The organism is Candidatus Tisiphia endosymbiont of Beris chalybata (assembly GCF_964026555.1).
In the GTDB taxonomy this organism is placed as follows: domain Bacteria; phylum Pseudomonadota; class Alphaproteobacteria; order Rickettsiales; family Rickettsiaceae; genus Tisiphia.
Genome location: NZ_OZ032159.1, coordinates 133,408 through 148,877, shown reverse-complemented (window position 1 = coordinate 148,877; position 15,470 = coordinate 133,408). Strand labels below are relative to the sequence as shown.

General features: G+C 34.6%; 14 protein-coding genes. 7 read left to right on the top strand and 7 right to left on the bottom strand.

What is annotated here, in order from left to right:
• Window positions 1–2 precede the first annotated feature (2 nt).
• Complete coding sequence (locus tag AAGD44_RS00750) at window positions 3–749, bottom strand: peptide deformylase (protein WP_341764161.1); 747 nt, start codon at window positions 747–749, stop codon at window positions 3–5.
• 441 nt (window positions 750–1,190) lie between these two features.
• Here AAGD44_RS00750 and pheS point away from each other — a divergent pair, with 441 nt between their 5' ends.
• From pheS to AAGD44_RS00730, 4 genes are all read left to right on the top strand, one after another.
• Window positions 1,191–2,240: a phenylalanine--tRNA ligase subunit alpha gene (pheS, locus tag AAGD44_RS00745; protein WP_341764630.1), complete on the top strand. Its 1,050-nt coding sequence runs from the start codon at window positions 1,191–1,193 to the stop codon at window positions 2,238–2,240.
• Entirely contained in the window at window positions 2,237–4,690 is a 2,454-nt protein-coding gene (gene pheT, locus AAGD44_RS00740; protein WP_341764160.1) for a phenylalanine--tRNA ligase subunit beta, read from the top strand. The genes pheS and pheT overlap by 4 nt, the downstream gene beginning before the upstream one ends.
• Before the next feature lie 57 nt (window positions 4,691–4,747).
• The gene (locus tag AAGD44_RS00735) at window positions 4,748–5,131 is read left to right on the top strand and encodes a hypothetical protein (protein WP_341764159.1); all 384 of its coding nucleotides are present in this window, start codon (window positions 4,748–4,750) and stop codon (window positions 5,129–5,131) included.
• A 258-nt stretch (window positions 5,132–5,389) separates the two neighbouring features.
• Window positions 5,390–5,695, top strand: a complete 306-nt coding sequence (locus AAGD44_RS00730) for a hypothetical protein (protein ID WP_341764158.1) — start codon at window positions 5,390–5,392, stop codon at window positions 5,693–5,695.
• Between the two features lie 78 nt (window positions 5,696–5,773).
• Here AAGD44_RS00730 and AAGD44_RS00725 read toward each other — a convergent pair whose 3' ends face one another.
• The 4 genes from AAGD44_RS00725 to AAGD44_RS00710 are packed head-to-tail and all read right to left on the bottom strand — an operon-like array spanning window position 5,774 to window position 9,436.
• Window positions 5,774–7,450 carry a peptidoglycan D,D-transpeptidase FtsI family protein gene (locus tag AAGD44_RS00725; protein WP_410520999.1) on the bottom strand — a complete coding sequence of 559 codons (1,677 nt, stop codon included), beginning with the start codon at window positions 7,448–7,450 and terminating at the stop codon, window positions 5,774–5,776.
• Window positions 7,451–7,480: 30 nt separating this feature from the next.
• Window positions 7,481–7,885, bottom strand: coding sequence for a hypothetical protein (locus AAGD44_RS00720; RefSeq protein ID WP_341764156.1), 405 nt, complete (start codon window positions 7,883–7,885; stop codon window positions 7,481–7,483).
• A 29-nt stretch (window positions 7,886–7,914) separates the two neighbouring features.
• Window positions 7,915–8,985 (bottom strand): 16S rRNA (cytosine(1402)-N(4))-methyltransferase RsmH, encoded by a 1,071-nt coding sequence (gene rsmH / locus AAGD44_RS00715; protein ID WP_341764155.1) that lies wholly within the window; start codon window positions 8,983–8,985, stop codon window positions 7,915–7,917.
• A 4-nt stretch (window positions 8,986–8,989) separates the two neighbouring features.
• The gene (locus AAGD44_RS00710) at window positions 8,990–9,436 is read right to left on the bottom strand and encodes a cell division/cell wall cluster transcriptional repressor MraZ (RefSeq protein ID WP_341764154.1); all 447 of its coding nucleotides are present in this window, start codon (window positions 9,434–9,436) and stop codon (window positions 8,990–8,992) included.
• Window positions 9,437–10,197: 761 nt separating this feature from the next.
• On the opposite strand from AAGD44_RS00710, the gene AAGD44_RS00705 reads away from it, so the two are divergent.
• The gene (locus AAGD44_RS00705; RefSeq protein ID WP_341764153.1) at window positions 10,198–11,586 is read left to right on the top strand and encodes a sodium:solute symporter family protein; all 1,389 of its coding nucleotides are present in this window, start codon (window positions 10,198–10,200) and stop codon (window positions 11,584–11,586) included.
• A gap of 4 nt (window positions 11,587–11,590) precedes the next feature.
• Here AAGD44_RS00705 and AAGD44_RS00700 read toward each other — a convergent pair whose 3' ends face one another.
• Together AAGD44_RS00700 and AAGD44_RS00695 are read right to left on the bottom strand one after the other, a co-directional pair.
• Window positions 11,591–12,493 carry a TerC/Alx family metal homeostasis membrane protein gene (locus AAGD44_RS00700; protein ID WP_341764152.1) on the bottom strand — a complete coding sequence of 301 codons (903 nt, stop codon included), beginning with the start codon at window positions 12,491–12,493 and terminating at the stop codon, window positions 11,591–11,593.
• 315 nt (window positions 12,494–12,808) lie between these two features.
• Window positions 12,809–13,381, bottom strand: a complete 573-nt coding sequence (locus tag AAGD44_RS00695) for a YqgE/AlgH family protein (protein WP_341764151.1) — start codon at window positions 13,379–13,381, stop codon at window positions 12,809–12,811.
• Window positions 13,382–13,501: 120 nt separating this feature from the next.
• Between AAGD44_RS00695 and AAGD44_RS00690 the strand changes: the two genes are divergently transcribed.
• Window positions 13,502–14,386 carry an IS982 family transposase gene (locus AAGD44_RS00690; protein WP_341763539.1) on the top strand — a complete coding sequence of 295 codons (885 nt, stop codon included), beginning with the start codon at window positions 13,502–13,504 and terminating at the stop codon, window positions 14,384–14,386.
• A 295-nt stretch (window positions 14,387–14,681) separates the two neighbouring features.
• A complete protein-coding gene (locus AAGD44_RS00685; protein ID WP_341764150.1) occupies window positions 14,682–15,377 on the top strand; it encodes a CvpA family protein in 696 nt (231 codons plus the stop codon).
• The last annotated feature ends 93 nt before the right edge of the window (window positions 15,378–15,470 follow it).

The following is a 15,470-nucleotide window of genomic DNA, read 5'->3' as shown; positions in this document are numbered from 1 at the left end:
CGTTAGTGGAGCGGATGGGGGGATTGTAAGCACTGTTTCATGCCTAAAAGTGTAGAGTTTTCTAATTGTGTTAATAGGAGAGATAACAGAGTAGGCTCAAAAATTACTTGATCTTCTTTTCTATCAAAAACAAGTATTGGTTGATTAGAAACCGTACCGTTATAAGGAAGACGATTTTGTCTATTATTTATTTCTCTGTCTAGCAAAGTAGCTATTAACTCTTTGCTCGCCAAGGTACAATCCTGAAATATTCTTTGTAGATAAACAATTCCGAGTAAATGGTCATATTCATGCTGAATTATGTGGGCCTCAAAACCTTCAACCTCTCTTTTGATAATATAACCTTCTAAGGTTTGATATTGAACTGTGATGCGAGAATATCTTCGGACTTTGCCGCGTATCGGCCCAAAAACGCTTAAGCACCCTTCACCATATGTGGGATAATATGTTTCTTGACTATAACCTACTATGGTCGGGTTTATCATAATAGTCGTACTAGGGATTTGTTCATGAGGGTACCTCTTCTGGGCTTCTACTTTTGATTTTTCATCCCCAACACCAACTAAAGCAAGTTGAATAGGATTAGTAATTTCTAAGCATTGATTACATGCTATTCCAACCCCGCCGTATAAATTTTTTACCTCTTGTAAAATAGTGATATAATTTTGTACCAAGTCAATCTTCGATAGGTCTGCCTTGGCTGGTACCAGGTGAAGTTGTGGATCCCCAATTTGTCTTACTTTAAGCATTTTAATCTTCCTTTATAGCAGTAATCTTTTTCCTTTACAGAACCTAGGCTTCACTGCCTCTCCTATCAGTTCTTAATTCTTCTGAATTCACTAGACCTCTTGCATAACCTAATCTAATTGGTAATTTTGTCGTCGAAACTCCTCTCTGTTCCTCACGTACTTAACATGTACGCTGCGGTACTCGACTTCGTTTCTCCTAAAAATTCTTCAATTATCTTTAGGTTATGCAAGAGGTCTACTATATCTTCATTGCTTTTATTAGTAAATTAATTTATTTTCCATAGTAGACTTCCTGCATAAGACGAATTGTTTTTTTATTTTATCGTGAGCTAATGTGTTTACGTACTTACATAGTACGCTGCGCGCTCGTCATTCAAAATAAAATCCAATTCTTGAAGTATGAGCAGTATAGCTATATTTAAATTACCTAATTTGAGCTTTATGAATAATCTTAATAAAATACTACATTCTGCAGAGAAAAAAATAGAGTTAACCAATACTATATCTGAATTACAGCAAGTTAGAGTAGAGTTTTTGGGGAAGCAAAGCTTAATTAATCAAGAAATGAAACAACTGGCCACTATTGAGCAAGTTGAGCGTAAGCATCTGGGAGAAGCTATTAATTTAGTGAAATTAAAAATTACCAATTTGTTAGAAGCAAGACAAGTAGTGTTAGAGGAAAGTGAGTTAGCAAAACGTTTTATTGAAGAAAAAATAGATTTAACAATTCCCGCAAGGTCATATAAACAAGGAAGTATACACCCTATTACCCAAGCTACTGAAGAATTGATTCAAATCTTTGCAAAATTTGGTCTCAACGTCCAAGGGGGTCCTACTATAGAGAATGACTGGTATAACTTTACCGCTTTGAATTTTGATAAAGACCATCCGGCGCGGCAAATGCATGATACATTCTACCTTAAATCACAAAAAGAAGGGCAGAACCTATTATTACGTACTCATACCTCCCCAATTCAAATTAGGGCAATGGAAAATAGTAATCCACCTTTTAGATTTATTGCGCCCGGTAGAACTTATCGCTCTGACTCTGACATGACTCATACCCCAATGTTTCATCAAATTGAAGGTTTAGTAATTGAGGAAAAGATTAATATGGGGCATTTGAAATATGTAATAATCGAGTTTATCAAAAACTTTTTTGAACAAGCCAACATAGAAATACGGTTTAGACCAAGTTTCTTTCCATTTACTGAACCGTCAGCCGAGGTAGATATTAAAATGCCAAATAGTGACAGGTGGCTTGAAGTATTGGGCTGTGGGATGGTACACCCCAATGTCTTAAAGAATGTTAATATAGATAGTGAAAAATACCAAGGATTTGCGTTTGGCTTAGGGATTGAGCGTTTCGCTATGTTAAAATATAATATTAAAGACCTGAGACAGTTTTTTGAAGGTGATATCAGATGGTTAAAACATTATAATTTTTCTGCTTTTGATTTTGCGGCTATAGCAGGGGGGATAACAAAATGAAAATTACTTTATCCTGGTTAAAGAAATTTTTAGACACTGACGCTTCGGTAGCAGAAATTGCTCAATGCTTAACGGCACTGGGTCTTGAAGTAGAAGAAATAATAGACAGAAGGGCCGAATTAAGTGATTTTAAAGTAGCGTATATATTAAGTACTAAGCCTCACCCTGCGGCAGATAAATTACAAATATGTGAAGTAGAAACGCAAGAAGGAATATTACAAATTGTTTGTGGCGCTAGTAATGCTAGGGCAAATCTCAAAGTGGTATTAGCTAAGGTTGGCTGTGAAATTCCAAGGGGTAAGTTTAAGATTAAAGAATCGATAATCCGTGGGGAAAAAAGCTGTGGGATGCTTTGTTCTGAAGCAGAATTATTAGTGGGCACCGATCCTGAAGGGATTATTGAATTGCCTATTACTGCTAAGGTAGGAGAGCCATTTGTAAATTATTATGGGCTGGATGACCCAGTACTCAATATTAATGTTACTCCCAATCGCGGGGATGCACTTGGAGTTTATGGAATAGCTAGAGATTTAGCGGCTAGCGGAATAGGTAGGCTGACAGAATTAACCCTACCAGTAATTCAAGAAGGGTTTCAGTCGGAGCTTACGTTAAAGGTCCAAGATAAAACAGCTGCTTGCTTATTTTGTGTTAGAGAAATAAGAAACTTAAACAATAGAGAGAGTCCAGATTGGTTAAAACGTTTATTAGATAATATAGGGGTAAAATCGGTCTCAGCAATAGTAGATGTAGCTAATTATATATTATATAGCTTTGGTCAGCCAATGCATGCTTATGATCAAAGTAAATTTGTAGGTAATATTGAGGTAGCATTACTTCAAGAAAAAACTAAATTCATAGCGTTAAATGAAAAAGAATATGATTTAGAAGAAGACGATTTAATAGTCCAGGATCAGTCGGAACCTCAAGCTATTGCTGGCATTATAGGAGGGAGTCATAGTAGTTGCACATTAAGTACGCAAAATATTATTTTAGAAGCCGCCTGTTTTGCACCTAGCTATATTATTAAAATGGGCAGACGGTTACAGCTTGATACTGAATCACGTTACCGTTTTGAACGCAATATAGATCAGGCATTTACTATGAAAGCCTTAAATATTGCTACTGAAATGATCGTTTCTATTTGCGGTGGGGAAATTTCCCAGGTGATATATGAAGGTAGCATTAATCCTATTATGAAATCTTTAGAGTTTCCTATAAGTTGTTTATCTAAAATAACTGGTATGAATCTAAGCCTATTAAAAATTTGTAGTATCTTAGAAAGTTTGGGCTTCATTATCGTGAATGAAGATAGTACAATACCAAAAACTAACGATAGATTTTTTTCTTCCCAGCACGATGCAAGCGGTGAAAGAGGTCTAATCAACATTTTAGTACCCTCTTGGCGGCATGATATTAATATCAAAGAAGACGTTATTGAAGAAATTATCCGAGTTTATGGTTATGATCGGCTGACTTCAATTAAATTACCTATGTTAGATTTCAAGAACCCTAATGATCCAGAACAAAGGAGAGTAGGGGGTCTTAAAATGGTTTTAGCTAGTTGTGGCTATGATGAGGTAGTTACCAATTCATTCTTATATAGTGAAACAGCAAAATTATTTTCAACACTACAAGAAGATTTGTTCTTAGTAAATCCAATTAGTCTAGATAATAATTATATGCGCCCTTCTATTCTGCCAAATTTATTAAAGATGGCTGCAAAAAACCTTGATAGATCTATTAAGACCATTGCCTTAATGGAAATAGGGCCAGTATTTAACTCTTGCACCGTCGAGGGAGAGGGGTTATTTGCTTCGGGAATAAAATGCGGCTATTATAGTGTGACGAATTATCATTCAGCAGCGCGCTTGTTTGATGTTTTTGATATTAAATCTGACTTAAAAATTGCCTTGGATTATATGAATATAAATATAGATAATTGTCAATTTACTAAGGTAGATTTATCTTATTACCACCCAACAAGGTCTAGTTTAATAAAACTCGGGAAGAATGTAATAGCATATTTTGGGCAAGTGCATCCTACTATATTAAAACATTTTGGTATTAAGGAGGAAGTATTTGCTTTTGAACTCAATATTGCTAATATCCCATTTAGTAAATCAAAATTTGGGAAGAGGCGGGAATTGATAGTGTCTGATTTTCAGATAACTGTTAGAGATTATGCCTTTGTAATAGAGCAAGACCAGCCGGTTGGAGAACTGGTGAATTGTATAAAAAATCTCGATAAAAAATTAATAAAAACAGTGGATTTGTTTGATATCTATATAGGTGAGAAATTACCATGGGGTAAAAAATCTGTGGCTATTAAAGTGCAATTTCAAGCCGATGATCGTACGTTAAATGAGGAGGATTTAAACCAGTTAAGTAACGTAATTATCTCTGTTATTAAAGAAAAATTTCAAGGTATATTAAGAGACAGGGCAGTTTAAAAGTCGTACTCTAAAATTGAGCAAGACTAAAATGACTTTGGCATTGCCTATGGACAGTTGACGGATGAACAATATATAGCTAAGCTATATAGGGAAATAGCAATAAGGAGCGAAATAATGTTAGGAGCATGGAAAGGATGTAAGAAATGTAGCTCTGAAGAGATAGTGAAGAATGGACTACAAGATGGAGTACAAAGATATAAATGTAAAGTTTGTAATAGTGTGTTTCGAGGCAAAGCATCTAAGTATAGTGCAGATTTTAAATTAGAAGCGGTAATGATGTATATTAATTCAATGGGTATTAGAGCAATAGCTAGGGTAAAGAAAATACATAATTCAGTGGTGTCAGTTTGGATAAAAAAGATGGGGAAAGTGGTTAAGGATGCCTTTATTGAGAAGATAGAGGAAGTTCAAGATAAATTTTACAAAAATCATCTATAAAACTATATAATTCTGTGATATCTTTCTTCATGACTACAGTTTGTTTTTTTGGTCAAAAACTTCAATACTGTAGGTTGCCTCCCTTGGCAATCCTTATTATCTATTATCCTCCCATATTCCCCTTATCCAGAATTAACGTAAAATGCATTAGCAATAGCAGCTAAGACACCTGACGATACAAAGATAAAGCACTCTGTAGAGTTAATGCACGAGGCACTAACGCGATCTAGTCCTCAGGTTGTAAAGCGAATAGATAAGATGAGTAAGGACGATCAGGAGCATTATCAAAAACTGCAAGAATTCCGAACAGAAATAAAGCAGAACATAGAGAAGGATCCAAAAGCTGCACAAATTAAAATCTCTAGGGAAATAATACAACGCACGAGAGCTCTTACAGAATTTATGAAGCCAAAAGATAAAGTACCAGATCTAAAAGCAGAAGCGCAGAAGATAGGGAAGGAGGTAAAACTTATGGACAAGGTGAATATGGACAAATCAAAGGCGTCAAATACTACAACAGCTTCAAATCTAAAACAGAAATTTAAAAATTTTTTTCACAGGTAGAAATAATTGGTTTTATCTCATCTACTCTAAAGGTCGAATACAAGCGGCGCTTTCTCTAAGCGAGAGCTATTTGCTCTTCTATAATTCTTCACCCTTATAAATAGGTTCTATCCCATATAATGATATCAATCTTGCAAGGACTCTTCCTACCGTAGGAGCAGCAGTCCACCGAGCTGTAGCAAAGCCGAATGACTCTTTAATACCTTTAGGTTCATCAAACATAATATAAATAACATATTGGGGATTATAAGAGGGGAGTATCCCTAAAAATGATGAAGCCCTGCTATTTTTAAGGTACCTTTTTTTACCAGGCCCGGAAGATAATTTTTCGGCAGTACCCGTTTTACCTCCCACTAAATAACCTTTTACTTCGGCTCTTTGTCCTGTTCCTTCTTTCACCACTACTCGAAATAACTGATTCATCTGCTTAGAAGTTTTCTCAGAAAAAACCCTAGTGCCAAGTGTACGCGTTCTTGGCCTTTTTATTAAGGTAAGGTCATACAATATCCCCCCATTTACTACGGGTATTACGGCTTGCATAAAATGTAAGGGGCTTACTGATAACCCATAGCCATAAGACATAGTAGCCGTTGTAAGGTCAGTCCATCTTTTATCCGAAGGAAATAGAGGAGTCCCTCTTTCTGGAATCTCAATTTTCAGTTGATCTAATAAACCTAATTTCTTCAAATATTCCTTAAACTGCTGCTTACCAACCTCAAAAATAATTTGAGTAGCGCCAATATTCGAAGAATGTAAAAAAATTTCTGAAACACTATGCCATCCAGGCATATAATGAGTATCCTTTATATTAAACCCTCCTACTTTCAAGTAACTAGTATCATAAGCATCATTCATGGTGATACAATTAACATCAAACGCTACTGCCATAGTTAACGCTTTAAATACAGAGCCCATTTCATATATACCAAGGCTTGCCATATTAAATAATTCCTCGGGTTTAGCTAAATTAGGGTAATGGGGATCAAAATCAGGCTTGCTAACAAATGCTAAAATTTCTCCATTATTAGGATTAGCAATTATTCCTACCGCTCCTTTGGCACTAAATTCTTTAATAGTACGTTCTATTTCTTCATTTAAAATGTTCTGGACCCTGACATCTATCGTTAATTCTAAAGGCTTGTTAAGTTGTTCTTCTTTACTTCTATCAGGATCTGAGTTAGTTAAAAACTGCTCATAGGCCCTTTCTAATCCTGCCATCCCCACCAAATCCCTATTGACATATCCTATCACATGCGAAAGTAAATGGGAAAAAGTATAAATTCGTTTTTGTTCCTGCTCCAATACAAAGCCTGGCATGCCTAAATTAGATATTGCTTCTTGTTCGTGGGGCAATAGATCTCTTTGTATCCATACAAAACTTTTATCCGTTTTGAGATCTGCAAGCAGCTTAGTTTTATCAATCCGTGGAAGTATTGCCGCTAATTTTTCTAAGCATTGCCTAGGGTTAATGACTCGTTGAGGGTTTGCATACAAGGATGAAGAAGGCAAATTGACGGCTAATAAAGTGCCATTACGGTCTATGATTTCCTTTCGCAAGGTGTTTTTTATGTTATACTCCGTTTGCTTAACATAATCGCTAGTGGCGATAATTATTAAGCGATATGCTAAGCCACAAAAGAATAAAGCAAAACAACCACTAACCGTTAATAACCTAATTTTTGTATTGTCAACTGAAACATCCCATACAATAATATCATTAAAATTTCTTGTTATTCTGATGACAATATTTTTCAGGAATAATAATAAATTAGTAATCTGCATAGGTTATTCTACCTTCTTACTAGAAACCGTTTTAATATATTTATTGGTATTATGGGTTTTATAACGCCATTTAGCAGTGGTTTTGGTAAGATATTGTAATCCTTCTTCTGGAGATATTACATATTTAGCTTCAGCACGTGATAAAGGGTCACTAACCATTTGAGTAATCTTAATATTATCCAGCTGCAAATAGAGTGAAGCTAATTTTCTCAGTCTATTTGGCGAAGTAAGATATGCTTGTTCGGCTTTTAAAATATGCAGCATATTATTCTCTTCTGCTAATTGCTTAGATATGGTACTAATCTGATAATGCAAGCTAGCCACTTTATCCTTAATGGTAAATAAGCCATAAATAGAAATAGCTACAATAATTACCACTACATAACTAACCATCCTAATTAACATCATTACACTATTCTCCTTGAAAATATCGGCGTTTAGGCATTGTACGGCCTGACATCTTGCCCCGCCCTTAACTTTGCAGAACGCGCCCTTGGATTGTTGTGGATTTCGCTTAATGATGGACTTATTGGCTTTTTAGTAAGGATTTTAAGCCATTTATTACTATTTTCCATTTGCTCTAATTTTACAGAATATTTAGACTGTGCGACCAATTTAGGTGAATTAGCTTTAAAAAAATTCTTAACTATTCGATCTTCTAAAGAATGAAAGGATATTATGATTAACTTTCCTTCCCTAGCTAAAATATTTTTACAATTATTCAGAAACTGTTCTAACTGACCTAATTCATCATTAACATAAATACGCAATGCCTGAAAAGTTTTAGTAGCGGAATCAATTTTGCCGTGCCTAACACCTATGCTACTATGTATAATGCTTGCTAGCCGTGAGGTAGTAGTTATAGCCTCTTGCTGTCTATGCTCAATAATTTTTCTAGCTATTTTTCGGGAATAAGTTTCATCACCATATTGATAAATCACATCCGCTATTTCTTGCTCATCGGCATTATTGATAAAATCTGCAGCACTGGACCCGCTATGGCTCATTCGCATATCAAGAGGGCCATTATGAGTAAATGAAAAACCCCTGGCACCAGAATCAAGCTGCATAGACGACACTCCTAAATCCATCACAATCCCATCAAATTTTGCGTCCCCTAACTTCACTGCACTACTTGCAAAATCTGATTGAATAAATTTCATTCTAGTGGGGTAATCATTTATTAACTGATCAGCATAAATTTTCACGTTCGGATCTCGATCAAGTGCTACTACATTACCCATGCAAGACTCAAGGATCATTCTACTGTGGCCCCCAAAGCCAAAGGTACAATCTAAATAATTTCCTGCATCGTTAGGCTGTAATAACTCCTTAACTTTGTTTAGCATAACTGGAATATGGGGCAATTCCTTGTTATCCTCGTGCAAGTCACTTGCAGAACCTAGGGGCAAATCTTCTATCTCGTGCAATGTATGCTCTTTATACAACGTTGCCTTGGAGCGTTTGGTAGCTAGCTTCTCTAAATCATTTGAGAATTTTTGTGCCATCTTCTTAAATGTTTTTTAAAGTTAAACGATTATCTTGAGCGATCTTACGAGCAGCGGTAAGATACACTTCAAAGTTTTGTGGACACCACATTTCAAAAATTAGGCCTTTACCAACAAAACACACTTGCTCTGCTATATTAGCATGTTCTATTAAGGCTTTAGGCACTACTACCCTACCTTCACTATCTAATGCAAGCTGCACAGCTTCTCCTAGAATGATTGTTTCAAAAGCATCACGTTCTTCTGAATACGGATCCAAGGTCTGAATGATTTGACTTAACTCTTCTAGCCTTTTGATACTACAAGCCTCGATGCATTTATTTCTAAAAGATGGGTAGGCAATAACACCCTTAAATGAATGTTCTTCTAAAACGGTCCTATAGCTAGCGGGTATTGACACCCGTCCTTTCTTATCAAGATTATTGATATATTTTGATAGAAAAATACTCATTTACATTTTTCAGTTTTTAAGTGCTTTCGTAAAGCTTAAGATTTTATATCACCAGCTAAATACCGCAGGCTATAACTAACAAATCCACACCGTATAAGATTTGGTCAAATTTGGGATAATTTGGGATTATGTGGTATTTGAGAATATTAGAGTAAAGCCATAGAGTCAAGAATTTTCAAATATCTCTCAAATAAATTATATGTTTTCTAAAATATGGTAAGCAGCAATCACGGAGTTAATTAGTAGGAGTAAGGAGCATCTTTGTGGTTACTAATGCAAATTATGTACTTATATTAATTGCTAGCACTAGTTATTTAACGTATACTCTTTTCAAGACCCCCTCATTTTATTTTAAGCAGTAAGTATACTGCTCATAACCGAAGAGTTGGTATACGAAGGTCAACTTCAAGAAGAGCTAGGAGTGTCAAAGTCGAGAAGCGCAGCGTACTATAGTACGTGAGCATCGCAGATCTTTAGGGCATGACGACGCCAATTCTTGAAGTTCACCGAGTATATGCGGAAGTAGCATATACGTTACGTAAACAGACGAATCCTTAATAAAATAAAAAAGCAACCCTTAAAAGATGAGTAGGATATATCACTGGGATAAGAGATAGCGAAGAAACTGAAGTTATACCATTTCCCAAAACTAAATTAGCACTAGGAGTACGAGTGTCGGCTACCTGCGCGTACATACTAGTACGTAAGGAGCGGAGAGCATGAAGTACGACGTAATGATGAGTTTTCGGAAATGGTATTAGATGACAATTGACATTACCATAGTATTTTTATACTTAATATTTTTACTGATTTTTGGGATATATCATAAAGCGAAAATGGTAAGCTTTGCAAATTATGCAAGTATCCGAAGTAATTTCAGTAGTAATAAATTACTCCTAGTTGCTACTATCTTTGCATCCTCGGTTGGGGGCGCTACTACCTTTGGGATTTCAGAAAAAGCATTCTCAGGAAACATCTCTTATACCTATGGTTTAATCCTGACCATACCAGTTGATATATTAATAGCTATTTACCTAGTACCCAAAATAATCAAACATTATGGCGCTGAAAGCATAGGCGATATAATGTCGATATATTATGGGAAGGCAGGCCGCTTTATTGCAGGTCTCACTACCATTTTGGTATCTATAGGTTTTGTAGCGGCTCAAATAAGCGTTAGCGGTTACATCTTTCAATATTTATTGAAAATTAATTATGTAGAGGGGGTAATATTAAGCTACGGAATTGTGATCATATATACTACTTTAGGAGGAATACAATCAATAATATTTACCAATTTGATACAATTTTTTGCTATGATAATAGCGATTCCGATCATAGCAACATGCGGGCTCCACGAAATCGGATTCCTTAAATTTTTTCAACAGCTTCCTCCACAAAAAGTATATCTTTTTCATAATAATAGCTTTGATCATGATTTACTTATTAACACTATCACCGCCATGCTTGGTTTTTACGTAATGAATTTATATCCTCATTTTATTCAAAGAACCTTAATTAATAAAAATCCTAAAGCAACTAGCAAAGCAATATATATAAAATCTGCTATATATGCCTTATTCTTAATATGTGTTACTATAAATGGGTTAATTGCTTATCATCTATTTCCTAACCAATCTTCTACTCTGGCGCTTCCTTATCTTATTGGACAGGTAGTACCTCCCGGCCTACAAGGGATTGTTATCATTGGAATGCTGGCCGCAGTAATGTCTACTGCTGATTCTGATTTAAATATCACTACTATAGCGTTGGTAAAAGATTTACTAAATCCTTTATTGAAAATCCAAAATCAAGGCAGATTATTAGTAATTGCTCGGATTGCTAATGTTCTAATTGGCAGCATTGCAATAATCATTGCATTAAAATTTCATAACGTAATTGATTTGGTAGTATTCATTACAGGATTTTGGGGACCTATAATATTAATACCTTTAATATTTGCTCTATGTGGTATTACCGTATCAACAATTATGATGATTATAAGCGGAAGCGTAGGTAGTGCCACTTTTCTGATATGGGAAAATTTTATTAGCAGACAATTTTACGGGGTGCGCGGAGTATTTGTAGGTACTATGGCCAGTTTAACAATATTTGGCATAGGTTTAATATTGAAAAGGATAAAGAAATAAAGTGTTAACTTTTATTTCTTGGCGCCATTATTGAAGCAAAAATACCACCAGTTATAATGCTAATCACTACTAATAACGAGAAATAAGGAGGTATAGCAATAAAATGTACTACAAATATTTTAACCCCAATAAATATTAAGATAATTGCTAGAGAATATCTTATATAATGAAAACGTTCTATAAGGTTGGCTAAACAAAAAAACAGGCTGCGCAAACCTAATACTGCAAAAATATTAGAAGTGTATATTATAAAGCTATCATGAGTAATAGCAAATATTGCGGGAATACTATCTAGAGCAAAAACTGCATCCATAGCTTCTATAATTATTAACGCCCCACAAATAGGCGTTATGCTTATTTTACCATTTTCTCTTACAAAATATCTATAACCAATTATTTTATCTGTAAGATTGCAATATTTCTGTAAAAACTTATAAATATAGGATTGGCGGATATTAAATTTTTCTTTAGTTATATAAAAAGCTTTAACGCCTGTTATTATTAGTATTACTCCCAGAAGATATAAGAGCCATGAGAATTTAGTAATTGCCACTATCCCAAAGTAAATTATCACTCCTCTAAAAAACAGGACCCCTAGCACTCCAAAAAATAATATTCTGTGTTGATACATTAGGGGAATAGAAAAAAACTGAAAAATCATTGAAATAACAAAAATATTATCCAAGGACATAGCTTTTTCTATAAAAAAACAAGTATAATACTCTAAAGCTTTCTCGCTACCCATCTCAAAGAAAATAAAAACCCCAAAGGCGCAAGCTATAAATAGATAAAAAAGAGTAGAATAAATACTTTGACGAAAAGTAATTACTCTATTATACCTATTGGTTAAACCTAGATCATAAATTAATAACCCTATAATGATACTGGCAAAAATTATCCAACCCACCCTCTTCTCCTATAATTAACCTGAATATACTACTCGTCTTTCAAAAATTGTTTTTTTATTTTATCATGGACTCACGTGCTCACGTACTGGCATGTACGCAGCAAACGCTCGCCATTTAAAATAAAATCCAATTCTTGAAGTACGAGCAGTATATACTAGGTTCTTCCACCTGAATTATACCATCTCTGAAAACTAATCATCTACGTTCGCCCTGCTTCATGATCTCCGCTCCTTGCGTACTAATATGTAGAGCACTAGTACTGCTAATGCTAATTTAGTTTTCGGAAATGCTATTACATAAGCCCGGATGTATTATTAAGCGTTACCAATCCGTGAAGTAAAATGCGATTTTCTTATACCCAATTTTTCTAAGGCATGATCCCACTTATTTTCAGGATGGTCAGCAAAAATAAAATCCTTATCACTATCCAGCACTATCCACAAATTATCCTTAAGCTCCGCCTCAAGCTGCCCTGCTTTCCAAGCAGTATAACCAATAATAAATAAACTATCTTTAGGCCCCTGCCCTGCCGCAATATCATAAGATATTTTATGATTAGAACTAACCGCTAAATGGTTTTGAAATTTTAACAATAAATTTTTATCATAATCATCAGAATGTAGAAAAAATCCACGTTCATGTTCAACTGGCCCCCCTAAATAGATAGGCATCACAATATTACTAGGTACTTGATCATCTTCTATTTTAAAGAAGGATTTAACTTCTATTTGATTAACTAAATGGTTAAATATTAAACCCATAGCACCTTCATCTGTATGAGAAAGCATATAAATAAGGGATTGGTTAAATATACCCTCAAACATATAGGGGGTTGAGATTAAAACCTTACCAGACAAATTATCAAAAATCTTACTATTTACGTGCATAAAGTCTATTATAATTTTAAAATATTATTATAATTTACGCCATGTTCGACTTTTTTTTAAGATTGACAAAAGAATAGGATAGCCTAATAAGGTCATAGTTCAATTATCGAGAAAGAAGCTATGACCCTAGAAGAGTTTATCATTACTGTGTATTGTTTCATAGAAGAAAAAATGACTATAATAACCAAAAATATCAAAGTAAGGAAAGCAGGATTTCCACCTTGCTTAAGTGACGTGGAAGCATTAACAATGGAAGTGGTGGGAGAATTTATCGGTTTGCACCAAGACAAGCAGATATGGGAATATTTTAAACGTCATTTTCAAGAATGGTTTCCCAATCTAAAGAGTAGACCGTCTTATGTGAAGCAATGTAGCGGTCTTTTATCTATTAAGAACATGCTGCTTGCCGACTTGTTTAAGAGTGCAAGCAAATCAGATCTGCATATGATAGATGGGGTACCGATTCCTGTAATAAATTTGGCCCGAGCAACGAGAGGGCGATGTTTTAAGGAATACGCTGACTATGGGTACTGCGCTTCGAAAGATAGCTATTATTACGGTTTTCTAGGACACGTATTAATTAATGAAGAAGGTCGAATAGCTGGATTCATGATAACTCCTGCTAATGGGTCTGAACGTGAAGCTCTGCAAGTAATGTCTCCTAATATTAGTGGCATGGTACTGGGCGATAAAGGCTATCTTGGTCAGGATTTAAAAGATGAGTTGGCCACCAAAAACATTGATTTACAAACACCTTTAAAAAAGAATATGAAGGATAATAGATCCAAGAATTTCCTTAAATGGATTACTGCTACTCGTCGTTTAATTGAAACTGTTATTGGTCAGCTTACAGAACGTTTTGCTATTAATGCTATCAGAGTTAAGAGTTACTGGCATCTACAATCTCGCATCGCTAGAAAATTACTTGCTCATACTATTGCTACATTTTTGACAAAGTCTTTAAAACTTGTGCCAACACAACTCGAAAAATTAGTTACCTGCTAAAAAAAAGTCGAACATGGCGTTATAATTTCTATATAATATGGGCTTTTGGTTATATATAGTATAAAATTCTCTCTATTCAATATAAAAATTTTATTATACTCCCAATTTCCCTAGCTTCTGTGAAAAAAATTTAAATTATTAATATTTGAAGTTATTATTTTAGTAGACTTACGGCATAACTCCAAGTAAAGCTATAGGAGTTTTTAGGAAAAATGAAACAGGCTACTAGAGGATACAAATCGGGATCAATATTACTGCTCATCTTTCAAGAATATTTAATAACAAAATAAAGCTGATGCTTACCTGGTTTGATCTCATAATATTAACCATAATTACTGCTTCCTCCCTCTTGGGGTTATATGGAGGCGTGATAAAACTTCTTATTGGCCTATTAGGTTTTATATCCTCAATTATTATCACTTATTTTTCACAACCATACATAACGAAAATAATTACTAAATATTTAGTGAATCCTATAGCATTAGAGGTAGTCTCGGGTATTATTGCTTATATTATTTCTTTAATAATATGCAGTCTAATAACTCGTAAATTTATTTTAATGGTATCTGTTATTAGAGGCGGTATGCTGGATAGAGCTCTTGGGTTCGCAGCGGGTTTCTTTAGGGGAGCTTTTATTTGCTTATTATTATTCAGCAGCTTAGCAGTGCTGTTTTCTAATAGTTATCTGGGAGCTAAAACATTACAAGATATTGCAAAGCATACAACGCTAGATAAATACCCAAATTGGCTGCAAAATTCTATCACTACCCCTTATCTCCATGAAACTAGTAAAACTTTACTTAATACTTTCTCCCTCAATAGTTTACAATCAATTAAAATCCCTAATAATCCCAAAAAAACCGATTTTATGAATGTGCCTAAAAAACCACACTTCTCCAATAAGCCCAGCAGCGAAAATACTAAAATTATTAAAGCTCTTAACCAAGAACTAGATAAAATATTGATAGATAAACAAAATAATAAGGATTAACGAGAGCTTAAACAATGTGGAAAAACTATTAGCGATGCTTTAGCACTATTTTGTATTTCAATTCGTACCCATTAACTATATACTCCTATATGA